Source organism: Pseudomonas sp. RHF3.3-3, assembly GCF_048069595.1.
Taxonomy (GTDB): Bacteria; Pseudomonadota; Gammaproteobacteria; order Pseudomonadales; family Pseudomonadaceae; genus Aquipseudomonas; species Aquipseudomonas fuscovaginae_B.
The window spans coordinates 2929272-2954472 of the sequence record NZ_CP182250.1; the positions used below are offsets into that span (position 1 = coordinate 2929272).

General features: G+C 65.9%; 23 protein-coding genes. 9 read left to right on the forward strand and 14 right to left on the reverse strand.

The window, feature by feature from the left end:
- Window positions 1-7 precede the first annotated feature (7 nt).
- Together ACMGT0_RS13460 and ACMGT0_RS13465 are read left to right on the forward strand one after the other, a co-directional pair.
- Window positions 8-415, forward strand: a complete 408-nt coding sequence (locus ACMGT0_RS13460; RefSeq protein ID WP_054062603.1) for an MAPEG family protein — start codon at window positions 8-10, stop codon at window positions 413-415.
- A gap of 50 nt (window positions 416-465) precedes the next feature.
- Window positions 466-1152, forward strand: a complete 687-nt coding sequence (locus ACMGT0_RS13465; protein ID WP_416772995.1) for a GNAT family N-acetyltransferase — start codon at window positions 466-468, stop codon at window positions 1150-1152.
- 347 nt (window positions 1153-1499) lie between these two features.
- Here ACMGT0_RS13465 and codA read toward each other — a convergent pair whose 3' ends face one another.
- From codA to ACMGT0_RS13510, 9 genes are all read right to left on the reverse strand, one after another.
- On the reverse strand, window positions 1500-2735 hold the full coding sequence (gene codA, locus ACMGT0_RS13470) for a cytosine deaminase (RefSeq protein WP_054060351.1): 1236 nt from the start codon (window positions 2733-2735) through the stop codon (window positions 1500-1502).
- The gene (locus tag ACMGT0_RS13475; RefSeq protein ID WP_416772997.1) at window positions 2732-3952 is read right to left on the reverse strand and encodes a PucR family transcriptional regulator; all 1221 of its coding nucleotides are present in this window, start codon (window positions 3950-3952) and stop codon (window positions 2732-2734) included. Before ACMGT0_RS13475 ends, codA begins: the two co-directional genes overlap by 4 nt.
- Window positions 3949-5214, reverse strand: a complete 1266-nt coding sequence (gene codB / locus ACMGT0_RS13480; RefSeq protein WP_054060781.1) for a cytosine permease — start codon at window positions 5212-5214, stop codon at window positions 3949-3951. The genes ACMGT0_RS13475 and codB overlap by 4 nt, the downstream gene beginning before the upstream one ends.
- Window positions 5215-5662: 448 nt before the next feature.
- Complete coding sequence (locus tag ACMGT0_RS13485; RefSeq protein ID WP_054060782.1) at window positions 5663-6049, reverse strand: cupin domain-containing protein; 387 nt, start codon at window positions 6047-6049, stop codon at window positions 5663-5665.
- A gap of 48 nt (window positions 6050-6097) precedes the next feature.
- Window positions 6098-6946: an AraC family transcriptional regulator gene (locus ACMGT0_RS13490; protein WP_054060783.1), complete on the reverse strand. Its 849-nt coding sequence runs from the start codon at window positions 6944-6946 to the stop codon at window positions 6098-6100.
- Window positions 6947-7020: 74 nt separating this feature from the next.
- Complete coding sequence (locus ACMGT0_RS13495; protein WP_054060784.1) at window positions 7021-7947, reverse strand: AEC family transporter; 927 nt, start codon at window positions 7945-7947, stop codon at window positions 7021-7023.
- A 155-nt stretch (window positions 7948-8102) separates the two neighbouring features.
- Window positions 8103-9005, reverse strand: coding sequence for a LysR substrate-binding domain-containing protein (locus tag ACMGT0_RS13500; RefSeq protein WP_273820467.1), 903 nt, complete (start codon window positions 9003-9005; stop codon window positions 8103-8105).
- Between the two features lie 73 nt (window positions 9006-9078).
- Window positions 9079-10311 carry an alpha/beta hydrolase gene (locus tag ACMGT0_RS13505; protein WP_054060786.1) on the reverse strand — a complete coding sequence of 411 codons (1233 nt, stop codon included), beginning with the start codon at window positions 10309-10311 and terminating at the stop codon, window positions 9079-9081.
- Between the two features lie 37 nt (window positions 10312-10348).
- Window positions 10349-10507 carry a hypothetical protein gene (locus tag ACMGT0_RS13510; RefSeq protein ID WP_160319901.1) on the reverse strand — a complete coding sequence of 53 codons (159 nt, stop codon included), beginning with the start codon at window positions 10505-10507 and terminating at the stop codon, window positions 10349-10351.
- A 442-nt stretch (window positions 10508-10949) separates the two neighbouring features.
- On the opposite strand from ACMGT0_RS13510, the gene ACMGT0_RS13515 reads away from it, so the two are divergent.
- The 6 genes from ACMGT0_RS13515 to gabP all read left to right on the forward strand — a co-directional run bounded on the left by ACMGT0_RS13515 (window position 10950) and on the right by gabP (window position 18379).
- Window positions 10950-12005 (forward strand): NAD(P)-dependent alcohol dehydrogenase, encoded by a 1056-nt coding sequence (locus ACMGT0_RS13515; protein WP_416773001.1) that lies wholly within the window; start codon window positions 10950-10952, stop codon window positions 12003-12005.
- 227 nt (window positions 12006-12232) lie between these two features.
- Window positions 12233-14290: an ATP-binding cassette domain-containing protein gene (locus ACMGT0_RS13520; protein ID WP_416773477.1), complete on the forward strand. Its 2058-nt coding sequence runs from the start codon at window positions 12233-12235 to the stop codon at window positions 14288-14290.
- Window positions 14291-14298: 8 nt separating this feature from the next.
- A complete protein-coding gene (locus ACMGT0_RS13525) occupies window positions 14299-15345 on the forward strand; it encodes a glycine betaine ABC transporter substrate-binding protein (RefSeq protein ID WP_054062600.1) in 1047 nt (348 codons plus the stop codon).
- Window positions 15342-16253: a homocysteine S-methyltransferase family protein gene (locus ACMGT0_RS13530; RefSeq protein ID WP_054062599.1), complete on the forward strand. Its 912-nt coding sequence runs from the start codon at window positions 15342-15344 to the stop codon at window positions 16251-16253. Before ACMGT0_RS13525 ends, ACMGT0_RS13530 begins: the two co-directional genes overlap by 4 nt.
- Entirely contained in the window at window positions 16250-16708 is a 459-nt protein-coding gene (msrA, locus tag ACMGT0_RS13535; protein ID WP_054059664.1) for a peptide-methionine (S)-S-oxide reductase MsrA, read from the forward strand. The genes ACMGT0_RS13530 and msrA overlap by 4 nt, the downstream gene beginning before the upstream one ends.
- A gap of 264 nt (window positions 16709-16972) precedes the next feature.
- Window positions 16973-18379 carry a GABA permease gene (gabP, locus tag ACMGT0_RS13540; protein ID WP_054059663.1) on the forward strand — a complete coding sequence of 469 codons (1407 nt, stop codon included), beginning with the start codon at window positions 16973-16975 and terminating at the stop codon, window positions 18377-18379.
- A gap of 67 nt (window positions 18380-18446) precedes the next feature.
- Here the strand turns inward: gabP and traD are convergent, their stop codons facing one another.
- A complete protein-coding gene (gene traD / locus ACMGT0_RS13545) occupies window positions 18447-20549 on the reverse strand; it encodes a type IV conjugative transfer system coupling protein TraD (protein WP_054059662.1) in 2103 nt (700 codons plus the stop codon).
- A gap of 178 nt (window positions 20550-20727) precedes the next feature.
- On the opposite strand from traD, the gene otnI reads away from it, so the two are divergent.
- A complete protein-coding gene (gene otnI / locus ACMGT0_RS13550) occupies window positions 20728-21513 on the forward strand; it encodes a 2-oxo-tetronate isomerase (protein WP_054059661.1) in 786 nt (261 codons plus the stop codon).
- A 15-nt stretch (window positions 21514-21528) separates the two neighbouring features.
- Here otnI and ACMGT0_RS13555 read toward each other — a convergent pair whose 3' ends face one another.
- The 4 genes from ACMGT0_RS13555 to modA all read right to left on the reverse strand — a co-directional run bounded on the left by ACMGT0_RS13555 (window position 21529) and on the right by modA (window position 25159).
- Window positions 21529-22548 (reverse strand): DNA topoisomerase IB, encoded by a 1020-nt coding sequence (locus tag ACMGT0_RS13555; RefSeq protein ID WP_416773004.1) that lies wholly within the window; start codon window positions 22546-22548, stop codon window positions 21529-21531.
- Window positions 22549-22618: 70 nt separating this feature from the next.
- Window positions 22619-23707 carry a molybdenum ABC transporter ATP-binding protein gene (modC, locus tag ACMGT0_RS13560; protein WP_054059659.1) on the reverse strand — a complete coding sequence of 363 codons (1089 nt, stop codon included), beginning with the start codon at window positions 23705-23707 and terminating at the stop codon, window positions 22619-22621.
- Between the two features lie 3 nt (window positions 23708-23710).
- On the reverse strand, window positions 23711-24391 hold the full coding sequence (gene modB, locus ACMGT0_RS13565; protein WP_054062596.1) for a molybdate ABC transporter permease subunit: 681 nt from the start codon (window positions 24389-24391) through the stop codon (window positions 23711-23713).
- Window positions 24392-25159, reverse strand: a complete 768-nt coding sequence (gene modA, locus ACMGT0_RS13570) for a molybdate ABC transporter substrate-binding protein (RefSeq protein ID WP_054059657.1) — start codon at window positions 25157-25159, stop codon at window positions 24392-24394.
- Between the last annotated feature and the right edge of the window lie 42 nt (window positions 25160-25201).

A 25201-nucleotide genomic window follows, 5' to 3' on the forward strand; every position in this document is an offset into this window, starting at 1 on the left:
CGCACTCATGAAACTCACCTGCGAACTCTACTCATTCACCCTTGTCGTGCTGGCTACCGCGCTGATGTGGCTGCCCTACACCCTGGCCCGGGCAAGGATGCAGGGGCTGGCCTCGGCCTTGGGCAACCCCGACCCGGCCAAGCCGCAGGGGCCGCGCTGGGCACAGCGGGCACGTCTGGCCCATGCCAATGCGATCGAGAACCTGGCGGTGTTCGCGCCGCTGGTGCTGACTGCTGCCACGCTGGGCATCAGTACCCCGGCCACGGTCATGGCGGCCAAGGTCTTCCTGGGCGCGCGGCTGGTGCATTTCGCGGTGTACACCGGCGGTATCGCAGGCTTGCGCACCCTGGCCTTCCTAGTGGGTTTCGCGGCGACGCTGGTCTTCGCCTTTACCCTGATCGGCCAGTTGGGCTGATGGTTTTAACCACCTTGAAGGGTAGGCAGACGATGAACAGGAACGAGGTGATGCTCGATAATCCGACTTGGCATGCGCTGACGGGCCGGCAACGCGAACTGGGGGAGGGCGGTTGCCTGGCCCGGCGCTATCTGCCGGCGGTCAGTCCCTTTGCGGCAGTGGCGAGCCCGAGCCCGGAGGCGTTTCAGGCACTTGGCCGACTTATTGGCGAAACCGGCCCTGTGCTGATGCAGACGATCAGCACCTGCCCGCCGCTGGAGGCACTGCCGATGCAGGCGCTGGGCGAGATACTGCAGATGGTCGCCATCGACCCTCCCGCTTCGGTCGACGAAAAGGATCTGCAGTGCCTAGGGCCTGCGGATACCGCGGCGATGCTGCAGCTGGCGCAGCAGACCCGCCCCGGCCCGTTCGGCCAACGCACTGGTGAAATGGGCCGCTACATTGGCCTGCGTAATCAAGGGCGATTGATCGCCATGGCCGGTGAACGGATGCGGCTCGACGGCTTCATCGAGATCAGCGCTGTCTGCGTGGACGAGGCCTACAGGGGGCGAGGTCTGGCCGCGCGGCTGATGAACAGCCTGCGCCGCGATATCCTGAGGCGTGGTGACCTGCCGTTTCTGCATGTGTTCAGTCACAACCGGTCGGCTGTCTCGCTCTATCGGCGGTTGGGGTTCGAAACCCGGCAGGTGTTTTCGTTATGGAGGATCGGCTGCACTGCCGACCCCTCTGCCGCTTGAACCCTCGTGCCCCGGCCCCGCCCGGGAGGGGCGCATCTGGTTAACGGCGATCTTCAATAGAGGCATGGCCTGACCCCATACCGACCCGGTCGGCTATTGTTGGATGACACAGTGCATGCCACCCCTACAGTAGGCCCACGGGTGCTCCGCACCGGTGCCCTCTCGCGCGAGGAAAGCAGCGTTGCCAGGGGCCGTGCGTCCACTTGGTCAGTCAGTTGCTGGTGGCGTACGCCCGCTCCCGTGGGCTGTCACAGGCGGATGTTTTTCCGTACCGGTAATGGCTGGGCCTGCCGGGTGGACAATCCTTCGTCATACCCGGCCGGATGGGGGAAACCTGGCGATCAGGATCAATAGCGCTGCACCGTCGCCGGCGTCCGCTTGAGCAGCACCTTGCCCGCGCGGATCGACACCAGCACCTGGCCCTGGCGGCGGATCATCTCGTAGTCGTCCGGTGCCGACAGGATCAGCAGGTTGGCCGGGCGCCCGGTCTCGATGCCGTAGCGCTCGCCGAGGTTCAGGGTACGGGCGCTGTTGTCGGTGATCAGGTCCAGGGCGCGGGTGAGGTCCTGGTAGCCGAGCATGTGACAGATGTGCAGGCCGGCTTCGAGCACTCGCAGGATGTTGCCGTTGCCCAGGGGGTACCAGGGGTCGACGATGGAGTCCTGGCCGAAGCAGACGTTCAGGCCGGCCCGGTCCAGTTCGGCCACGCGGGTGACGCCACGGCGCTTGGGAAAGGTGTCGAAACGTCCTTGCAGGTGGATGCTCTCGGTCGGGCAGGAGACGAAGTTGAGCCCGGACAGCTTGAGCAGGCGGAACAGCTTGGAGCAATAGGCGTTGTCGTAGGAACCCATCGCCACGGTGTGGCTGGCGGTGACCCTGCTACCCATGTCGCGAACCCGCGCCTCTTCGGCGAGCACTTCGAGGAAGCGCGACTGCGGGTCGTCGGTCTCGTCGCAGTGCACGTCGACCAGGCAGCCGGTGCGCTCGGCCAGGTCCATTAGGAACTTCACCGAGGACACGCCCTGGTCGCGGGTGTTCTCGAAGTGCGGAATGCCGCCGACCACGTCGGCACCCAGCGCCACGGCCTCGGTCATCAGCTCACGGCCATTCTTGTACGACTCGATGCCTTCCTGGGGGAAGGCGACGATCTGCAGGTCGATCAGGTGGCGGGTTTGCTCGCGGACTTCGACCATGGCCTTGAGTGCGGCCAGGGTCGGGTCGGTGACGTCGACGTGGGTGCGCACGTGCTGGATACCGTGGTCGACCAGCATGTCGATGGTCTTGCGTGCGCGGGTCTTGGTGTCTTCATGGGTGACCAGGGCCTTGCGTTCGGCCCAGCGCTCGATGCCCTCGAACAGCGTACCGCTCATGTTCCAGCTCGGTTCGCCGGCAGTCAGCGTGGCGTCGAGGTGGATGTGCGGTTCGATGAAGGGCGCGGTGACCAGGTTCTGGTCGGCGTCCAGGTCCGCCGCTTGTGCCTGGGCCACGCCGGGCTGGGCGACGATCGCGCCGATGCGCTCGCCGTCGAGTTCGATGCGATAGAGGCCGGTCTTGCCGCGCAGGCGGGCATTGATGATGTTCATGCAGGCTCCTTACAGGTTTGAGTCATGCGCCAGGCCAGCAGGGCCACGGCGGCATTCATGCGAAACAGCGGGTCGTCCAGTGATTGCCCGCTTTGTTGTTCGATGCGCTGGATACGTTGGGCCAGCGTGTTGCGGTGGATCTGCAGGCGGCTGGCCGCCTTGAAGGTGTTGGCGTTTTCCTGGAGCAGCGCGTCGAGGGTTCTGAGCAGGGTCAGCGGCTGCTTGCGCCCAGTGCCGATCAGCGGGCCGAGGATCTGCCTGACGAAGTCATCGATCAGTGTGCGGTCGCCGATACCCTGCAGCAGGCGCAGCACCCCCAGCTCGCTGAAGTCGCACAGGCCACTGGCCGGGCGCAGGCTTTCGGCGACGTCCAGCGCCTGGCGGGCCTCGCCCAGGGCCCGGCGATACTGCCCGCAGTCCTCGACGCGGCTGGCCAGGCCCATGAACAGGTTCAGCTCGCCGATCTGCCCGCTGGCGCTGCGATACAGCGCCGTGAGGGCCTGGGGTAGTTCGGCATGGTCGGCGAGCAGCAGCACGAACAGGTCGCCTTGCAGGATCACCGGCAGCGGCTCGGGCTGCTGCCGGCTCCAGGCTTCCAGGTGATCCTGCAACGCCTGGCGGGTCTTTTGCAGCAACTGTTCCGCCTGGTCGGGCGCGTGGCGTTCGAACAGCAGGTTGACCGCCGACAGCCGCAAGGCCAGCAGGCGCCGCGGTCCCTCGACCGGCAATTGCGCGTGGGCGGCGCGCTGGCGGGCGATGGCCAGGCTCGGGTAGTCGCCGGTCAGCAACTGGCCGAGAATATCCTGCCGCGAGCGCCTGGCCTGGGCCATGTGCGCCAGCGCGGTGCCGATGGCGTGGGTGACCACCACCATCTTCAGCAGGTAGGGTTGCTCGATCAGCGGCAGGCCGAGCAGTTCGGCGCGCTCGATGACCGCCTGGGGAATGCGCTGGATGAAGGCCTCGCCGGTGAGAATCACCAGCCCGGCGATGCCGACCGCGACCCCATCCTCGACCAGGCTGAGCAGGTTGCCTTCCTCGCGGCTGTGGTTGATGCCGGTGACGAACACCAGTTCGCCGCCCATCACCCACTCGGCGATGCCTTCGTTCTCGGCCACGTAGGGCCAGCGCACGCTGCGCTGCAGGTGAGCGGCGCCGGCACGGACGCGCAGTTCCTCAAGCCCGGGGAGCTTGAGGATTTCCTCGACCGTCAGGCTCATTGACCACCTTGCATGGGGTGAAGGGCACTGTCCCGGCCACGCAGTTCCACCAGGCCGATGTAGCACACCGCGGAGGCGGCGATGCCCACCAGTGGCGCGACCCAGGGCGAGCTGTACGCCAGCAGGGCGCCGACGGCATAGGCCGCCAGCCCATTGAAGTTGTAGCGCGGCAGCTTGACGCTCGCCAGTTGCGGATACTTGCCGCGATGGCGGTACCAGAAATCGGCCATGATCACGCCGCCGATCGGCGGGATGATCGAGCCGAGCAGCACCAGGAACGGGATGAGCATTTCGTACATGCCGCCGATGGCCAGCAGGATGCCGACACCGGCCGCGGCCAGGGTCATGCTGCGGCGACGCTCGCTGCGCAGCAGGTGGCAGGCCGCGGCCGAGACGTTGTAGATGGTCGGGCCCTGGATGGTCCACAGGTTCAGGCAGAGCATGACCACGGCGGCGAAGGACAGCCCCTGCAACATCATCACCTCGACGATGTCGGCCTGCTGGTAGACGATCGCGCACCAGGCGCCGGCGACGATCATCAGGCCGTTGCCGACCAGGAAGCTGATCACGCTGGCGATGACCGCGACCCGTCCGCTGCGCGCCAGCCGGGTCCAGTTGGTGGCCTGGGTAGCGCCGCTGGCGAAGGTGCCGAAGACCATGGTCACCGCTGCGGAAAAGCTCATGGCCTCATGCGGGATCACTGCGGCCAGGCCCTGCAGGCCGCCGATCTTGCGGGTGGCGATGACCATCGAGATCACCAGCAGGATGAACATCAGCGGTACCGAAACCCGCGACAGCACGTCCAGGCCCTTGTAGCCGATGATCGCGGTCAGGCTGAAGCCCAGGCCGAACAGGATCATCAATGGAATGGTCAGGCCGCTCGCCAGCCCGAGCATCTTCACCAGCACGATGGCCACGGTGGCGGTGCCCCAGGCGTACCAGCCCAGTTCGGCGAAACCGAGGATGAAGTCGGACAGGCGGCTGCCGGCTTCGCCGAAGCAGAAGCGACCCATCAGGACGGTATTGAGGCCGCTGCGCGAGGCGATCAAGGCCAGCACCGCGGCATACAGCGCCAGCAGGCTGTTGCCGATGGCCGCGACCCACAGCATGTCGACGAAATTGAAGGCCATGCCCAGTTTGCCGCCGGCGAACATGGTGCCGGTGAAGAAGGTGAAGCTGAACAGCACCATGGAAATGGACAGCAGTCCCTTGCGGGCATGGGAGGGGGCTTCACTCAGGGGAAATTCGCCGGTGGAACTCATGTGCTTTTCTCCGAACCGAAAAACGGTGCAATGAAAGGTGGGCTTGCGTTGCCGGGGCATGAGCAATAACCAGGCCCACTTTCAGCGGCTCGGGACGGGCAGAAAAAGCGGGCAGGTCTGACATTGTTTTATGTGCGAAGCGCACATTTTTAGGGGGAAATCACCGTTGAATATGTGCAGGATGCTTCAAGGCGGGGCGAGTGTGCACCAAGTGAGTCCATTGTCGTAACATTTTTTTGCCGCAGTGTTCGGCGGTGCACGCTCCCTGCCTATGGCAGCCAACTGTCTTTGGCTCACCCCCGGCAAGCGGTTACACAAGCCTTGGGGGTGACGGTGCTGTTGCTGCTGTTCCAACCCGGTTGCGGATACCTGCTGGCCGCAGCCCTGGCCGGCCTCACCTGGGCCTGTCTCTGAAGCCGGTGAGGGGCACGGCCCTGGTCGCTCTGACTCAGATCCAGAGATCGTTGGGCGCCGTCAGCTCGCCGCCCTCATGGCCTGTGTTCACAATGCCCCGCGGCTCGATGATCATCAGCCGGGCCTCGCTGTCGGCGGCCGTCCGGTGTTCCACGCCGCGCGGCACCACATACAGCTCGCCCGGGCCGACGTACACGCTGCCATGGGGCAGATCGATGCGCAGGGTCCCGTCCAGCACGATGAACGCCTCGTCGGTTTCCGGGTGGGAATGCCAGATGAACTCACCCTCGATGCGCACTACCTTGAACTGATAGTCGTTCATCTCGGCGACCACTTTCGGACTCCAGTGCTCATCGATCAGCGACACCTTGTGGGCCAGGTTCACGGCTTGCAGGCTCGGCTCGGGCAGGGAATGGGACATGACGAATCCTCTTTATGAATGGGAGCCGTCAGTCTAGCCAAAGGCTGATCAGTGGCACTTGTACGATCCTGCAAGTCGGCCGCTGGCCCGCAGGCGCTCCAGCCAGCGTGAAGGCGGGACTCCGTAGCAGCGGGTGAAGTGGCGGGTCATGTGGCTCTGGTCGTGGAAACCGCTGATCAGGGCGGCGTCGACCAGGGTGAAACCGTCGAGGATCAGTCGGCGGAACTGGTCCAGGCGGCGCAGGGTCACGAAGCGATAGGGGCTGGTGCCATACAGGACCCGGAAATCCCGGGACAGGCTCCAGCGCTCGCGGCCGCTGACGTGCTCGAGCATCTCCAGGGTAATCTCCTGGTTCAGGTGCGCCACGATGAACTCCCTGGCCCGTTCGGCCGCCGGGTAGTCCAGGCGCTTGCGTCCACGGGGCTTGCCGGCGACCGCCCGCAGGGCCATGGCCAGGTCGAACAGGGCGTCCTGTTCCTCCAGGGTATCGAGCGGATGATCCATGCCTTGCACGAACGCCTCGCTGGCGTGATACAGGCGCGGATCCTGGGAAAGCCCGCCGGCGATGTACGGCAGCGGCTCGCCGCCGAGCACCTGCTGGATCAACGCCGGGTCGACGTAGGCCATGCGATAGCGAAAGCCGGCCTCGGTACCGGCCATGCCGTCGTGCAGCTCATCGGGGTGCAGGACGAGGGTGTTGCCGGGGATGCCATGGCGCAGCGAGCCCTTGTAGTGGAAGCTCTGCACGCCGGCGAGCGTGCGGCCGATGGAATAGGTGTCATGGCGGTGCGGATCGTAGCCGTGGCCGCCGAACCAGGCTTCGATCCGTTCCACTCGTCCGGGTTGTGCGTTGCGTACCACCCAGTCCGAGACGGGGGGCGGTGTGTCTGTGTCCATCAGTGCGATATCCGGGGGCGGGTGTCAGGCGCCACGATACCCGTGATGGCCGGTTGGCGTCAGCCCCGGCTCCCTTACAACCACTGGGTGCAGCCCATGACCACCAGCGGCAGGGTGATGCCCGCGAGCAGGGTCTGGCTGGCGATGATGCCGGCCATCAACGGCGCATCGCCACCCAACTGGCGGGCCATGATGTACGAGGACGACGCAGTGGGCAGTGCCTGGAACAGGATAGCGGCAATCGCGGCTTCGCCACGCAGGCCCAGCAGGTGGCAGATCAGCAGGGTCGTCAGGGGCATGGCGATGAACTTGGCGACTGACGAAACGCCCACCGGTCGTAGCCAACTGCGTGAGGCGGCGAGGTCCAGGGCGGCCCCCACGCAGAGCAGGCCCAGGGGCAGTGAGGCCTGGCCCAGCGCCTTCAGGGTCGGTTCGAGGCCGGCCGGCAAGCGGGTACCCGTGAGCTGCATGAGGATGCCCAGGGTACAGGCCACCACCAGTGGATTGAGCGCGAGCTGCCGGGCCACGCCTGCCAGGCCGAGCCTCGTACCACTCCCATAACGGGCGAAGACCAGTACGCAGAGGATGTTCACCGTGGGCACGATGGCTGCATTGGCGACTGCGGCCAGGGCGATGCCGTGGCTGCCGAACAGCCCGGCGGCAGCGGAGACTCCGACGTAGTTGTTGAAGCGCACGCCACCCTGGAACAACGAGGTGAAGGCCGGGTCGTCGACGGCCAGGTTGCGTCGTAACAGTACCAGAATGGCCGCTACCGCCAGGGTGGGCAGCACCAGCGCGAGAATCATCTCCCTGACCGGAATGTCGCCCAATTGCGCGCTGGACAGGCCGTGGAAGAACAGCGCCGGCAGCAGCACGTAGTAGCCCAGGCGTTCGGCCTGGGGCCAGAAGCCTTCGGCGAGAAAGCGGGCATGTCGCAACCACGCTCCCAGGGCGATCAGCAAGGCGATGGGCACCAGCGCCAGGATCAGAGTGGCGTTCATCGACAGGCTCCCGGTGCCGGATGAGGGCGCTGTCGGGTTTTCTCCGCGGTGAGGGTCGGTTGATCGGTGGTAGCAGGCATGGCGCTCTCGGATGGCAACGAACCGCCCCACGATAGCGTTCACGATCGACAATAAAAAACGATATAAAATTGCCGCTAGCTTGATAATTTCTCATGGGTTGTCGCGTGCCCTGCCTGGGCGCGCACCGCTTGCACGAGGGCCTGGGCCGAGCGTCCCGCCGGGCGATCCTCGCGTTCGAGCAGAACCACCGTGCGCATCTGCTGCGGTTCGCCGAAGGGCAGGCAAAGCATCTTGCGCGATGCCGGCAGGTTCTGCCGCGACAGCGGGATGATCGACACACCCAGACCGCTGGCGACCATCTGCAGGATGGCGTCCTGGCTGTCCAGTTCCATGCTGGTCTGTACCCGTATGCGCAGCCTGCGCAGTTCCCGCTCTATCGTCCTGCCGGCCCAGGCCCGGCGGTCGAAGCGGATGAACGGGTAGTCCTGCAGCAAGCCGCGCGGATCGCGGCAGGGCAGGTTGGCCGGGGCGACGATCCAGAACCCTTCCTGGTACAGCGGGGTACTGACCAGCCCGAAGGGGTAGGGCTTGACCGGCTCGGTGGTGATGGCCGCATCCAGTTCGCCGTTGTCGATGCGAATGGCCAGCTCAGCGGACATGCCGGACGCCACGTTCACCCGCAGGTGCGGATGTTCGGCGCTCAGTGCCGCCAGCGCGGCCGGCAGGAAGCCGGACAGGGCTGTGTGGATCGCGCCGATGCGCAAGGTGCCGCGCAGCTGTGAACCGTCGCTGAGGTCGGCGGCGATGCTGTCGTGGATCGCCAGGATCTCCCGGGCCCGATCGAGCACCAGGTGACCGGCCGGCGTCATTAGCGGGATACGCCGGGTGCGGTCGAACAATGGCGCGCCGAAGGTGTCCTCGAGGCTCTTCACGTGCAGGCTGACCGCCGATTGCGTCAGGTGGATGGCTTCGGCGGCACGGGCGAAGGAGCCGTACTGGGCAATGGCGACCAGGGTGCGGAATTCGCGTAGGGACATTGGGCGTTGCTCCGGGGATCAGTGGCCATTGTGCCCCAATTGATCCCCGGGCATGTACCGCCTCAAGCGGTGGCTACTGCGGAGTCGGGTTGCAGACCGGCGTGATCGGTTCACCGGCGAGCACCTTGCGGGCGAAGGGAATCGAGTCCTTCAGCGAGGCGTTGACCGTGCCGCTGTGTTCCAGCCCGGCATACACATGGGCCTCGACCACGCTGCCCGCCGCGCAACTGTCGCGGGCCAGGCTGCTCTGGCTTTGCGCGGTGGTGCTCGGGTCGGTCTCGCCGGCACCGATGAAGATCGGCTGCTTGAGCTTCAGCGTCGGGAAGTCGATCGCCTGGATCCACGGCCGCAGTTTTGCCGCGGCTTCGGCGCTGGGTTGCTTGCGGGTGTTGGCGAGGGTCCGACCGCTGAACACGGTGTCTGCCTCCAGCGCAGCCAGGCAGCTGGTGCGGGCCTGCTCCACGAACGGCAGGGCCTCGCGGGTGAAATAGTCCTGCGGATCGATGCTCGGGTCGTACTGCTGTTGCGCGAGCAGGGTGTAGAAGCCGTAGGCGAGGGTTTCATCGACCTGGTTCGGGTCCTTCGGTGGGCGGGTTTTGTTATCGGTGATCTTGTAGATCACCCCGGTGGCCACCGTGCCCTTGACGCCCAGGGCCGGGCTGTAGTCCGGCGCATAGGCTGCCGCCGCATAGGCTCCGGCGCCGCCTTGCGACTGGCCGACGATCAGCACCTTGTTGGCCAGCCCCGGTGTGCCGGCGATCACCGCACGTGCGGCATCGAGAATGCCGTAGGCGGCCACGCGGCTGTTGAGCAGCGGATGCCCGCCGGGCACGCCCAGGCCCTGGTAGTCGGTGGCGACCACGGCATAACCCTCGCGCAGCCAGGCGTTGAGGTAGTTGACGTCACGGATCGAACGACCGGCCCAGGACGGCGCGCAGATATCCGCCACGCCAACCGTGCCATGGCCCCAGGACACCACCGGCCAGCCACCGGTGGGAGCCTTGCCCTTGGGCAAAAACAGCGCGCCGGACACCACGATCGGCGTCTTGCCGTCGATGCCGTTGGTGGAGCTGTAGAGGATGCGTTGCTGGGCGCCGGCCTCGGCCAGGCTCAGTTGTACCGGCAGAGGCTCGCTGCGCAGCAGCTTGCCGGGTTGGGCCGGAATCTCCTGTTGCCAGGTGTAGAAGGGCGACACGCGGCCATCGCCCTGTTGCGGATCCGGGCGTGGCGCATGCACGGCGGCCAGGGTCTGCAGCGACAGGGCGAGAAGGCCGGCACCGCAGGCCAGCTTGAACGGCAGTTTCATGGATTGCTTCCTGGTTGGATGAAGACGTCGGCAGGGCTCAGGGGCCCGGCCAGTAGTCCTTGGGGGCCCATGCGGCATGCCCTGGAGCGATATTGGCGAAGCCGTCCTGGCGCGGCTGTGCCGGAGCCAGGATCACTGCGCCACCGAACAGGGCGGCCAGGATCAGTAGGCGTGCTGCGTCAGCGGTTCTCATCATCGTGTCGCTCCATGGGCACCGGGCGGGCCGGCAGTCCCGGGGGGGTGAGCAGGATGTGTGCCAGCGCCCCGGGCAAGGCTGCAGCCCTTGCAGGACGTGGCCTGTGGGAACGGCAGGGATGGGCGGGGAGAGGCGGATGATGGTGGGGAAGCATCGATTGCTGCTGGCCTGCTGCCTGTGCAGCAGCGCCGTCCCGGTTCATGCCGGGCCTGCCCGGGCAGGAAAAGATTTTCGACCCGTTGTGGCGGATCAGGACCTGCGCCCCATGCCGATCGGCCGATAGTCCAGTGTCCTCTCCGGTCTTGCCTGTGCTATCGAGAGGATCAGGCAAGAATACGACCGGATTGCGCTACTGCGGTCCGCCTCCTCCCTGTGAATATGGGTAGCCGGGTCGTTGCCGCGTGCAACCGCCCGTTCGATTCACGGCCAGAGGAAAATTCCGATGCAAGTGCATGCCTATGGTGCCCATGCGGGCGATAAACCACTCCAATCCCTGCAGATCACCCGTCGTGCGCCCGGTGCCCACGATGTCCAGATCGACATCGCCTTCTGCGGCGTCTGCCATTCCGACCTGCACCAGGTGCGTTCCGAGTGGGAGGGTACCCGTTATCCCTGCGTACCCGGCCACGAAATCGTCGGTCGCGTCAGTGCGGTCGGCGCCCACGTCAGCGGCTTCAAGGCCGGCGACCTGGTCGGGGTCGGCTGCATCGTCGACAGTTGCAGGCATTGCGCCGACTGCGACGAGGGCCTGGAGAACTATTGCGACGGGATGATCGGCACCTACAACTTCCCGACGCCCGATGCCCCGGGCTGGACCCAGGGTGGCTACTCGGAAAAGATCGTCGTGCATGAACGTTATGTCCTGCGCATCGCTCACCCGGAAAACCAGTTGGCCGCTGTTGCGCCGCTGCTGTGTGCCGGCATCACCACCTATTCGCCGTTGCGGCACTGGAATGCCGGGCCCGGCAAGAAGATCGGTGTGGTCGGTATCGGTGGCCTGGGGCACATGGGTATCAAGCTGGCCCACGCCATGGGCGCGCACGTGGTGGCCTTCACCACCTCGGCCTCCAAGCGCGAGGCCGCCAAGGCGCTGGGCGCGGATGAAGTGGTGGTGTCGCGTGATGCCCACGAGATGGCCGCCCATGCCAAGAGCTTCGACCTGATCCTCAACACGGTGGCTGCCCCGCACGACCTCGATGCGTTCCTGGTCCTGCTCAAGCGTGACGGTGCCCTGTCGCTGGTCGGCGCACCGGCTTCGCCGCATCCGTCGCCCAACGTGTTCAACATGATCATGAAGCGTCGCACCATTGCCGGCTCGATGATCGGCGGCATCCCCGAAACCCAGGAAATGCTGGATTTCTGCGCCGAACACGGGATTACCGCCGACATCGAACTGATCCGCGCCGACGAGATCAACGATGCCTACGAGCGCATGCTCAAGGGCGAGGTGAAGTACCGTTTCGTCATCGACAACGCCACCCTGAACCCGCAGCGCTGATCGCCGACTGAAGTGCAAACGCTGTTCGCCAGCCAACAGTTGGTGGGCAGCGATGCTGGTTTAGCAGCAGGCGCGTTGCGCTGATATGTTGGCAAGTCATTGTATTTCAATGATTTTATGGTTGGCATGAAGTCTGCCATGTACACCTGGAAAGTTCATGAATTCCAGGGGCACACGTGAGCGCTAGTGAATACCAACTGATTGCCAGGGGCCGGGAGAGTGCCGCCGTGCCGGTGCCTTCCCACGCGCCAACCCTCTCCCCGCTGCCGTCCTTGGCCTGCGATATCGCGTTGGAGTTCCGCGGCGTGACCAAGTGCTATGCCGGCAATGGGCGGCACACCTCGAACAATGCCGTGGAGCACGTGAGCCTGGCGGTACGGCGCGGCGAAGTGCTGTGCCTGATGGGTACATCGGGCAGCGGCAAGTCGACACTGTTGCGCCACGTCAACCGGTTGATCGAACCGAGCAGCGGCGAGGTGCTGATCGAGGGCACGGCCCTGGGCAGCCTGTCGGCCCAGGCGCTGCGCGAGTTGCGCTCGCAGCGCATCGGCATGGTGTTCCAGCATTTCGGCCTGTTGCCCCATCGCAGCGTGCGTGACAACGTGGCCCTGCCCCTCGAACTGCGCGGCGAGCCGGAGGCCGCCCGGCTGGCTGCGGCACAGCGACAATTGCAGGCGGTGGGGCTGGCGGAGTGGGGCGAGCATTTTCCCCATGAGCTGTCCGGCGGTATGCAGCAACGGGTCGGACTGGCGCGGGCGTTGGTGACCGAGCCCGACATCCTGCTGATGGATGAGCCGTTCAGCGCCCTGGACCCGACCATCCGCCGCGACCTCCAGGGGCGCTTCCTGCAACTGGTACGTGAGCGCGGCATCACCACCTTGCTGGTCACCCATGACCCGGGCGAGGCCCTGCGCCTGGCCGATCGCATTGCCGTGTTGCGCGCTGGCGAGCTGATCCAGGTCGGCACGCCGCAGGAACTGCTCGAACACCCGGCGGATGCCGGCGTGGCGGACTTCTTCGATGAGCGGCCGCGCGCTGCCGCGCCGTTGGCGGTGCCCGGCGCGCCAGAGGACGCAGCACCGGCGCACGTGACGCAGACCGTATCGAGCAAGACGGGCCTCACTTCCTGGCTGCTGGGCCCGGCTGCGTTGGTCGCGGTCGGACGCAATGGGCTGTTCTGGCTGGCACTGCTGATCGAACTGGCATCGTTGGCATTGCTTGGCGGCAGTTGGCGCAGCGGTTCCAGCGTGGGCGTGGCCGTTGCCCTGGCCGTACTGCTGGGCAACCGCGCCGCCAGTGCCGGGTTGAGCCGTCACGCTCAGGGCCGTGCGCCGCACGCCTGGGCATTGCCCGCAGCCCTGTTGCTGGCAAGCCAGGTGCTGACCCTGTGGCGCGCCTTCACCCCTGACGCGGCCGGTGTCTGGCTGCAGTTTCCGGCCGACCGCGACAGCATGCTGGCGATTGCGGGTGGCATCGACCGGTTGATCGGCTGGTCCCAACTGACCTTCGAAAGCGCCTTCGTCGGGGTGATTGTCGCGGTGCGCTCGGTCATCGAGGGCGTGGAAGGCGCATTGAGCTGGATCCCCTGGCCGGTGCCTGCGCTGGCGCTGGTCTACCTGGCCTGGCGCAGCGCCGGTGCGCCGCTGGCCCTGACCTGTGCCCTGGCTCTGGGCTATATCGGCCTGTTCGGCTTCTGGGAACACACCGTCTCGACCATCGCCCTGGTTGGCGCCTCCGTGCTGCTGTCGCTGCTGATTGGCATTCCCACCGGCATCCTGCTGGCCAAGCGGCCCCTGGCGCGGCGCCTGATCACGCCATGGCTGGACGTCATGCAGACCCTGCCGACCTTCGTCTACCTGATTCCGGCGGTGGCGTTCTTTTCCGTGGGCAAGACGCCTGCGGTCATCGCCACGGTGGTCTTCGCCCTGGCACCGATGATTCGTCTCACCGCTCTCGGCATCCAGGAGGTGCCCAAGGCGGCGGTGGAGGCAGCCGTGGCCCATGGGGCGACACCCTGGCAGACGCTGACCCGGGTCGAGTTGCCCCTGGCGGCCGGTTCGCTGCTGCTGGGCGTCAACCAGACCATCGTCATGAGCCTGTCGATGGTGGTCGTCGCAGCGCTGATCGGCGCGGGTGGCCTGGGCTACGACGTCATGACCGCGCTGCGCAACATCAAGGGCGGTGAGGGCGTTCTCGCCGGCATCGCTATCGTTTTCTGTGCCCTGGTACCGGACCGGATCATCCAGGCTTCCCTTCGCAAACGTCATCGTTTCATTCAGGAGTAACCCCGTTCATGCCCAAGTTCCTCTCCCGCGCCCTGGCCGGCGCCGCTCTGCTGGGGGCCTTGCTGCCGGCCACGGCAGCACTGGCCAAGGACAAGATCGTCATCGGCGAGCAGAACTGGACCGGCGCCGTCGCCATCCAGTACATCCTCGGCGACATTATCAGTTCCCGGCTCGACGGCGATGTCTCCTATCTGGCCGGTGACGTGCCGGTGCTGTTCGCCGCCGCGGCCAAGGGCGATGGTTCGGTCGACGTGCTCACCGACATCTGGCTGCCGAACCAGTCGGCGGCATGGGCCAGGTACGTCACCGGCGGTACCCGTTCGCTGGTCCCCAACAAGCAGCCTTACCTTGGTGTGCAGGGCTTCTACATTCCCGGCTACATCCAGGACAAGTACGGTGTGAAGTCGGTCTATGACCTGCGCAAACCCGAGGTGGCCCAGCTGTTCGCGCCGCCCGGCGGTGGCCAGGCGCAACTGCTGGTGGGGCCGGCCGGCTGGGAGTCGACCTACATCGGCGAGATCAAGGCCAAGGACTTCGGCTTCGCGAGGAACTTCGAGTCGGTCTCCACCGAGGCCGCGGTCACCTACGCGCGCCTGGATGCCGCCTACAAGGCCGGGCGTGGCGTGGTGTTTTATGCCTACACCCCGGACTGGATCTTCTCCGCCTATGACCTGCGTCGCCTGGATGAGCCGCCGTTCGACGGCTACGCCCAGGACAACAAGAAGGGCGACCCGCTGTACAAGGCCGACGGCTGCTGGAAGTTCATCAGCCCGACCGTCGATACCGACTGGCTGAACAAGAGCAGCATCACCTGCGCCTATCCGGATGCCAAGGTGCACATTCTCGCATCCGCCAGCCTGCGCCAGCGCGCGCCGCGTATCGCCGCGTTCCTCGAGAACGTGAGCATCGACCCGACCTCGCTGAACGAACTGATCCTGAAGATCGAGCGTGAAAAGCAACCGGCCGAGAAGGCCGCCAAGGCCTGGGTCGCGGCCAACCCGGCGACCGTCAACCAGTGGCTGCAGGCTGCTGGCGACAAGGTGGCGGCGCAATGAGCCGGCGCGCATTGACGCTGCTCGACGGCGGCATGGGGCGCGAACTCAAGCGTATCGGAGCGCCGTTCCGGCAGCCGGAGTGGTCGGCGCTGGCGCTGTTGCAGGGCCCGGAGCATGTGACCCGGGTACACCGCGCCTTTATCGAGGCCGGTGCCCGGGTGATCACCAGCAACAGCTACGCGGTGGTGCCGTTTCATATCGGTGAGGCGCGTTTCGCCAGCGATGGCCGTGGGCTGGCGGCGCTGTCCGGCCGACTGGCGCGGGAGGCGGCCGAGGGGACCGATGTGCGGGTGGCCGGTTCGCTGCCCCCGGCGCTGGGTTCCTATCGGCCGGATCTGTTCGACCACCAGCGTTCGCTGGCCATTCACCGTGAGCTGATTGCCGGCCTGGGCCCGCATGTCGACCTGTGGCTGGCGGAAACCCAGAGTTCCCTGGCCGAGGCCCGGGCGGTACGCGAGGCGCTGGGCCGTGACGACAAGCCGCTGTGGCTGTCTTTCACCCTGGTGGACGCCTTGCCAGACGATGTACCGCGCCTGCGCTCCGGCGAAAGCATCGAGCAGGCGGCGCAGGTGGCGCTGGAACTGGGTGCCAGTGCGCTGCTGTTCAACTGCAGCCAGCCCGAGAGCATGGGCCCGGCGTTGATCAGCGCGCGACAGGCACTCGCGGCGCAGGCCGGCGAACTGCAACTGGGGGTCTATGCCAACGCGTTTGCGCCGGTCAGCGAAGACGCCCAGGCCAACGACACCCTGCTCGATATTCGTGCCGACCTGGGCCCGGCGGCCTACCTGCAATGGGCGCAGCGCTGGGTCGATGAAGGCGCGCTGATCGTCGGTGGCTGCTGCGGTATCGGCCCGGAGCACATCCGGCAATTGAACGAGCACCTGCAAGCAGGGGAGGTGAGCTCATGAGCGGGTTACAACAGGCCACCTTCGGCGCGGGCTGTTTCTGGGGTGCCGAAGCGGCCTTGCGCGAGCTGCACGGAGTGGTGGACAGCCGGGTCGGCTACGCGGCGCAAGCGGGTCGCAGCGAGCCGCTGATCGAGGTGGTTCAGGTCGATTTCGATCCTGGCGTCATCGACTATCCGGCGCTGGTCGAGGCGTTCTGGGGGCTGCATGACCCGACGTCGCGGGACCGTCAGGGCGATAATATCGGGGTGAAATATCGTTCGGCGATCTTTGTCCACTCGCCGCAGCAGGCGGCCATTGCCGAATTGGCACGGGCGGAACTCGAGGCTTCGAGGCGGTTCAACCGGGCCATCGCCACGGTCGTCGTGCCGCTGGGAACGTTCGAGCTGGCGGCAGAGGACCAGCAGCGTTATCTGGAGAGAAACGGTCTGACGGCCTGCTCGATCAGCCACGCCTGAACCTTTTGCAGCTGTTGCTGCTCCTGCTGCCAGAGCCTCTGGAGGCTACAGGATCCGGCTCTGGCGGGCGGCCGAATCAATGGCTCGGGATGTTTCCGCTGACCCCGTTCGTGAATGAATCCGGACGCCGGATCGCCGGCTCCAGGCACGATCGTTCCATGTCGAAATCAGTTCGATGAGCGACGTGCTCAGGACATTTGCCTGTCGCTCAAAGTCCGTAAAGTGGCGTGCCGTCTCGTTGCGACGCTTTAGGGAAGAAAAACAATGCATAGCCTGAACCCCAAGGATTCCAACGGCCAATTGGCGCAGGGCTTCAAGCCGCGCCATGTCACGATGCTGTCTATCGCAGGGATCATCGGTGCAGGCCTGTTCGTCGGTTCGGGGCATGCCATTGCCGCGGCCGGTCCCGCCGTGCTGTTGGCCTATCTGTTTTCCGGGCTGCTGGTGGTGCTGGTGATGCGCATGCTCGGCGAAATGGCCGTCGCCAATCCCGACACCGGTTCCTTCTCCACCTACGCCGACCAGGCCATCGGCCGCTGGGCCGGCTTCACCATCGGCTGGCTCTACTGGTGGTTCTGGGTGCTGGTGATCCCGATCGAGGCCCTGGCCGCCGGACATGTGCTCAACCAGTGGTTCCCGGGGATCGATGCCTGGCTGTTCGCCCTGCTGTCGATCGTGCTGCTGGTGGTGACCAACCTGTTCAGCGTGTCCAAGTACGGCGAGTTCGAATTCTGGTTCGCCATGGCCAAGGTCGTGGCGATCATCGGTTTCATCGGCGTCGGTTTCGCCGTGCTGATGGGCTGGGTTCCCGAGCGCGAGGCCAGCGGCCTGAGCCGGCTCATGGCCGAGCACGGTGGTTTTGCGCCCAATGGCCTGTCGGCGGTGGTCGGTGCATTCATCACCATCATGTTCAGTTTCATCGGTACCGAGGCGGTGACCATCGCCGCAGCCGAATCCAACGATCCGTCGCGCAACATCGCCAAGGCGACCCGTTCGGTGATCTGGCGGATCGGCGTGTTCTACCTGCTGTCGATCTTCGTGGTCATCTCCGTGGTGCCCTGGAACGATCCGCAACTGACGACGGTGGGCTCCTACCAGCGGGCACTGGAACTGATGAACATTCCCCACGCCAAGTTCATGGTGGATGCGGTGGTGCTGATCGCCGTGGCCAGTTGCATGAACTCGTCGATCTATATCGCCTCGCGCATGCTGTTCTCGCTGGGCAAGCGCGGTGATGCGCCCCGGCCACTCAAGCGAACCTCGTCGGCCGGTGTGCCGCGTGCGGCGGTGATCGCCAGCAGTGTGCTCGGTGCCGGCGTGACCCTGTTCAGCTACTTCGCCCCGGCTGGCCTGTTCGATTTCCTGCTGGCCAGTTCCGGTGCAATCGCGCTGCTGGTGTACCTGGTGATCGCGATCTCGCAGTTGCGCATGCGTCGGCGCCTGCAGCGGCAGAACATCGAGCTGGCCTTTCACATGTGGCTGTTCCCGTGGCTGACCTACCTGGTGATCGCCTTCATCTGCGCGGCACTGGGGGTAATGATGGCAACGCCCGAGCACCGCACGGAAGTGACCTCGACCATCGTCCTGGCGTTGGCGATTTCCTTTATCGGGTTGGTGACGGCCCGCCAGCATGGGCAGCCGGAAAAGGCCAGCCTGCTGAGCGATGCCTGACAGGGTTGGATCAACTGCTGTCGCAGGGGTATTCGCAGGCTGTACGTCGCGCACTCTGCGACATCGCTCAGGACGAGCCGGGCGCCGTCGAGGCGCTCCACCATTCGCCACCGCCGTCGGCGTAGCGCCTGCGCATGTGGGCGGCCAGGGCCTGCAGGTCCCTGGGCATGCTCTCGTCCGGATCGGGGGCGGGCAGGGGCATGCGAACCTTCCACAGGTTGGCGCCCTCGATCAGGGCGAAGGCCTGGCCCTTGGGCAGGCTGACGACGTGGGCCGGCTCGATCAGCGGCACGCAGGTCGAACTGACCCGGTCCTGGGTGTTGCTGGTGAAGTCGGTGCTGCCCGACGCATCCGAGCTGTCGGTGGCACCGCTGACCAGGGTGGTCGAGTACACATCGACCTTGGGCAATTGTCGGGTCAGCAGTTCCGCCGTGGCGGTCTCGCGTACCCGCAGCATGAACAGATTGTTGAAGTTGCCGACCACCTGGCCGGCCTTGGCACGGTTGCCGAGCCGGGCCTCGATGTCGCTGAGGGTCTGGGTGTAGGCGGTGACCTGGATGCCGGCGCCGCCGCCCTTGTTGATCATCGGGATGAACTCCTCGCCCATCAGTTCGTTGAATTCGTCGGCGTGCAGGTTGATCGGGATCTTCTGTTCGCGGTCGGCGTGGGGCAGGCCGTCGTCGACGCCGAACTTGTAGATATGCCCGGCCACCGAGACCAGGTCGGCGAACATCGAGTTGCCCACCGCCGCGGCGACCTCCGGGTCGGACAGCGCATCGAGCCCGACATACACCACTGCGCGCTTGCGGATCACCTGCATCCAGTCGAAGATCGGCCGCGGATCGTCGAGGGCGCCGTAGTCCGGCGAGATCAGTTCGGCCATGCGTCCGGTGGTGAGTTTTTCCAGCAGCGGCAGCAGCGAGGCGACGATCTTGTCGAAGTAGGTCTTGTCGTAGCGTACGGCGGAGCGCAGGCCGTCCATCACCGGGTCGGCGACCCGGGTGCGCGACAGGTACTGGTCGATGGCCGTGACCCGTGGCTGGCGGCCGCGCATGTTGTGCGGGGTGGTCTTTTCGTTGAGCTTGCCTTCGAGGCCGGCGATCAACTCCCAGGCATCCGGGTCATGACGGGCGAAGTAGTGGTGGCTGTAGTCGATGAACAAGGCATCGATATTGATCACGTGCTGCTGGATCTTCAGGTAGTCCGGGCGGCTGCCCAGCTCCACCAGGGCCCGGGCGATGATATTGACGAAGCGCCAGGCGAACTCGCGGAACGCGGCGCTGCTGCCTTCGCCGGACAGTTGCCCGGAGATCCGGCTGGCCACCTCGGATATCCGGTCGAAGCGGCCGACGGCATTGTAGCGGGCTGAAATATCCGGCCAGCCGAGGTGGAACACATGGAACTCCTTGTCGCGTCCGGCGCGGCGCGCTTCCACGTACATGCGTTTGAGCAGGTCTGCATCGCCCTTGGGGTCGAAGACGATCACCGGTTCGAATTCCGTGCGCCCCTCGATGCGTTTGACCCGGCGAATGTCCTGGGTGATGAACAGCTCGGCCAGGCGGGTCTTGCCGACCCGGGTGGTGCCCAGCACCAGGCTGTGGCCGACGCGTTCGCCGAGGGGCAGTGACACCTCGACTTCATCGGGCTCCACGCCATGCAGGCGGGGCGAGCCGCCTACCGGTGGCAGCGGCCGTACCGGGTTCAACGGACTGTCCCAGGCGGTGAGGCGAGGCAGCAGGCTCAGGGGCAAACGCGCCTGTTCCAGGCGTCGTTCCAGTCGGCGGGCCTGCAGGAACAGCGGCGAAGGTTCGACATAGCGACGGAATTCCGGGCGGTAGGTCTGCATCAGGCGCTGGGTATGCCGTTGCTCCCATTTGAAACCCGCACCGACGAACAGCCGCTGGTGACTGACCGGGATGCGCTGGCTGGTAATGACATAGCGCGGCAGGCGCCGGATATTGCGGCGAAAGCGCAGTACCATCAGTGCCTGGCGCAAACGTATCCAGCCCAGCAGCAGATAACCCAGTGCCGTCAGTGCACCGAACAGCGGTGTCAGGCCAAGTACCCAGGGCGCGAACAGGCACAGCCCGATGCAGCCGGCGCAGACGGCGACGGTGTACAACTCCACGGCCGGGCGCAGCAGCACCTCGACCGTATGCTGTTGGGTCATGGGAGTGGCGCTCCGTGGTGATCTCGAAGGCCTAGGGTGGCAGGGTGGGAGGCCCTGCGCTGCGGTAAAACCGGAACGGGCCGGGCGGGTTTGGCCGTTCGCGGCCATCATGTGTCATTGCCCGATCCGCCAACCTTGTGTATTGCTACGCCTTTCGCCACGGACACCGAGAATTCCCATGCCCCGTTTTGCTGCCAACCTGAGCATGCTCTACCCGGAACACGACTTCCTGGATCGTTTCCAGGCCGCCGCCGCCGATGGTTTCGAGGCGGTGGAATACCTGTTTCCCTACGACTATCCCGTGCAGGAACTGAAACAACGCCTGGACGACCATGGCCTTCACCAGGTGCTGTTCAATGCACCGCCGGGCGACTGGGCGGCGGGAGAGCGCGGTATCGTTTCCTTGCCCGGCCGTGAGCAGGCGTTCCGCGACGGTTTTGCCAGGGCCCTGGAGTACGCCAGCGTACTGGGCAACCGGCATATCCATGTGATGGCCGGCCTGTTGCCCGCCGATGCCAGCCGCGAACGCCATCAGGCGACCTACCTGGAAAACCTCGCCCATGCCACTTCGGCGGCCGCCAAGGTCGGAGTGACGGTGCTGCTGGAGCCGATCAACCCACGGGACATGCCCGGCTTTTTCCTCAACCGCCAGGACCAGGCCCATGCCATTCGCGAGGCGGTCGGCGCAGCCAACCTGCAGGTGCAGTTCGACTGCTACCACTGCCAGATCGTCGAAGGTGACCTGGCCACCACCTTGCGCCGCGACCTGGCCCATATCGGCCATATCCAGATCGCCGGAGTACCGGATCGCCACGAGCCGGACCTGGGCGAGGTGAACTACCCCTGGCTGTTCGAACTGATCGACCAGTTGGGCTACCAGGGCTGGATCGGTTGCGAGTATCGCCCACGGGGCAACACCTCGGCCGGCCTGCAATGGCTGCGGGACTGGAAGGCCCGGCACTGACCGACGGGGGCTGTGTCACGCCTGGCGTTGCAGAAACATCGCCAGGCCGACTTCCTCCAGGTGCAGGCCCTTGCGCAGCCTCGGCTTGGGCAAGCTGGCCAGCTCACCGAGGACGAAGGCCTCGAGGACGCCGGGATGGATGTAGCACTTGCGGCACACGGCCGGGGTATTGCCCAACTGCCTGGCGACGCTCTTGACCGTTTCGACGATCTGCCGTTTGGCCTCGGCCTCCGGTTCCCAGTGCAGTTCACGCAGCACCGTCAGGGCCATGGCGCTGCCGGCCCAGGTGCGGAAGTCCTTGGCGGTGAAATCGGCACCGGTCAGTTCCTGCAGGCAGGCGTTGACGTCCGAGGAGCTGACGACATGCCGCTCGCCGTTTTCGTCCAGATACTGGAACAGGTGCTGGCCGGGCAGTTCCAGGCAGCGCTTGAGTACCGTGGCCAGGCGCCGGTCCCTGACCGTGACCCGGTGCTCGACGCCGCTCTTGCCACGGAACTGGAAGACGATGGCGCTGCCGTTGATCGCGACATGCCGGTTGCGCAGGGTGGTCAGGCCGTAGGAGCGATTCTCCCGGGCGTAGCGGCTGTTGCCGATGCGGATCAGGGTGGTGTCGAGCAGGCTGATCACCGTGGCCATGACCTTGTCGCGGTTGAACCCCGGTTTCGCCAGGATCGTTTGCAACTGTTGCCGCAACTTGGGCAGCGCCTTGCCGAAGGCCAGCAGCCGGGCGTACTTGTCCTGATCGCGGATCTCCCGCCAACGCGGGTGATAGCGGTACTGCTTGCGGCCCCGGGCATCGCGCCCGGTGGCTTGCAGGTGGCCTTGCGGATCGGCGCAGATCCACACGTCGGTGTAGGCCGGGGGTACGGCGAGGGCGTCGAGGCGGCGGATCTCCTGCGGGTCGCGAATGCGCTCGCCCTCGGCATTGAAATAGGCGAACCGCTTGCGCCATTTCCTGCGGCGGATACCTGGCTGGGTGTCGTCGACGTAATGCAGGTCGGGTGACAGCTCGGCGGGGGCTGAAGCATCGGGCATGGCGGCGTCCTTGAAGGAGAATCAGACGGTATGACCGATTGACCGCGGCCGTGCCCGGAGGTGCCTTTTATCAGGCCAGTACCGCCACCGCCTTGATCTGTGCCCAGAGCCGCTGGCCGGTCCGCAGTTGCAACTGGTCGCGCGAGTAGCGGGTGATCCGCGCCAGCAGCGGGGTGCCGTCGGCATCCAGCCGCACCAGCACATGGGCCTGGTTGTCCGCGGCGGTTTCGCCGGTGACGGTGACCGGCAGGCGGTTGAGAATGCTGCTGTGTTCTTCCACCTGCAGGCTGAGGCTGACGTCGCGCGCCTGGACCTTGCAGCGCAATTGCCTGCCGATGGCCTGCGGGGTGTGCGCCACGCGGATGTTCGATGGGCTGCCGGGCAGTTGCAGGGTCACGAGCTGATAGTGCGGGTCGTAGGCGCTGACCTGGCCGGCGATCACCACGCCGGCGTCGTCGCCCAGGGCCAGGGGCAGGTCGAGCCGCGCCAGGGTGGTGCCGATCGGCCCGCTGGCCAGCGCCTTGCCGGCGGAAAACAGGACGATGTGATCGGCCAGGCGGGCGACCTCGTCCTGGGAATGGCTGACGTAGAGCAGCGGAATATCCAGCTCGTCATGCAGGCGTTCCAGGTACGGCAGGATCTCGTTCTTGCGCTGGCTGTCGAGCGCGGCGAGGGGTTCGTCCATCAGCAGCAGGCGAGGGCTGGTGAGCAGCGCCCGGGCGATGCCGACACGCTGGCGTTCGCCGCCGGAGAGGTGTTGCGGGTGACGCTCCAGCAGGTGGCTGATGCCCAGCAGCTCACAGGCCTGGCTCATGTCCACCCGCCGCTGGGCCCGGGGAATGCGGCGCAGGCCGAACTCCAGGTTCGCCCGCACCGAGAGGTGCGGGAACAGGCTGGCTTCCTGGAACACGTAACCCAGGGCGCGCTTGTGCGGGGGCACGAAGCGTTGGCGGTCGCTGTCCTGCCAGATTTCGTCGTTGACCTGGATGAAGGCCTGCGGGGCTTTTTCCAGGCCGGCGAGGCAGCGCAGGCAGGTGGTCTTGCCCGAACCCGAGGGGCCGAACAGCGCGGTCACACCGCGGCCGGGCAGGCGCAGGTCCAGATCCAGGGCGAAGCCCGGGTAGTGCAGTTTCAGGCGGGTCTGTATCGAGGCGGTCATGGCTCAGCTCCAGCCCATCCTGGTTTTTCTGCTCGAGTACAGCGCCAGCAGGACAAGGAAGGAGAACACCAGCATGGCGCCGGCCAGCCAGTGGGCCTGGAGGTATTCCATGGCCTCGACGTGGTCGTAGATCTGGACCGAAACCACGCGGGTCCGGTCCGGGATATTGCCGCCGATCATCAGCACCACGCCGAACTCGCCGACGGTGTGGGCGAAGCCGAGAATCGCGGCGGTGATGAAACCGGGACGCGCCAGCGGCAGGATCACGCTGAAGAAGGTGTCCCAGGGGTTGGCGCGCAGGGTCGCGGCCACTTCCAGCGGGCGGGTGCCAATGGCGCTGAAGGCGTTTTGCAGCGGCTGGACCACGAACGGCATCGAGTATATCACCGAACCGATGACCAGGCCGGTGAAGCTGAAGGTCAGGGTGCCCAGGCCGATGGCCTGGGTGAAATGCCCGATGAAACCGTGAGGGCCGAAGGCCAGCAGCAGGTAGAAGCCGATTACCGTCGGCGGCAGCACCAGCGGCAGGGCCACCACCGCGCCGATCGGCCCGCGCAGCCAGGATCGGGTGCGCGACAGCCACAGGGCGATGGGGGTGCCGACCAGCAACAGGATCACCGTGGTCAGCGACGCCAGTTTCAGCGTCAGCCAGATCGCGGCGAAGTCGGTACTGTCGAGCGGCATTTACAGGGCGTAGCCATAGGCGTGGATGATGGCCGCGGCTTTCGGGCCCTTCAGGTATTCCACCAGCGCCTTGGCGGCGGCATTGTCCTTGCCCTTGTTGAGGATCACCGCGTCCTGCCTGATCGCTTCATGCAGGTCGGCCGGGACGATCCACGCCGAACCGCTGGTGAGCTTGCCGTCCTTGTAGACCTGCGACAGGGCGACGAAGCCCAGCTCGGCGTTGCCGGTGGACACGAACTGGTAGGCCTGGGTGATGTTCTGGCCGGTGACCAGCTTGTCCTTGACCTTGTCGGTCAGGCCCAGCTTGGCCAGGACCTGGGTGGCGGCCAGGCCGTAGGGGGCGGCCTTCGGGTCGGCGATGGACAGGTGCTGGTAGTGATTGTCCTTGAGCACCTGGCCTTTGGCATCGACGTAACCGTCCTTGGCCGACCACAGGGCCAGGGTGCCGACGGCGTAGGTGAAGCGCGAGCCGGCCACGATGTCGCCTTCCTTCTCCAGTTTGGCCGGGGTGGTGTCGTCGGCGGCGAGGAACACTTCGAATGGCGCGCCGTTCTTGATCTGGGTATAGAACTGGCCAGTGGCGCCGTAGGCGGCGATCAGCTTGTGCCCGGTGTCTTTCTCGAAGTCGCTGGCGATCGCCTGGATCGGCGCGGTGAAGTTGGCGGCGACGGCCACCTGGACTTCGGCGGCCTGGACCGGGGCGAAGGCGAACACGCCGAGCAGGGCGGCGAGGCAGGTCGGGGCAAGGCGTGAGGCACGAGTGATCATGAAGCGGCTCCGTTCAAGGGGTGGGACGGGCGTCGCTTGTTA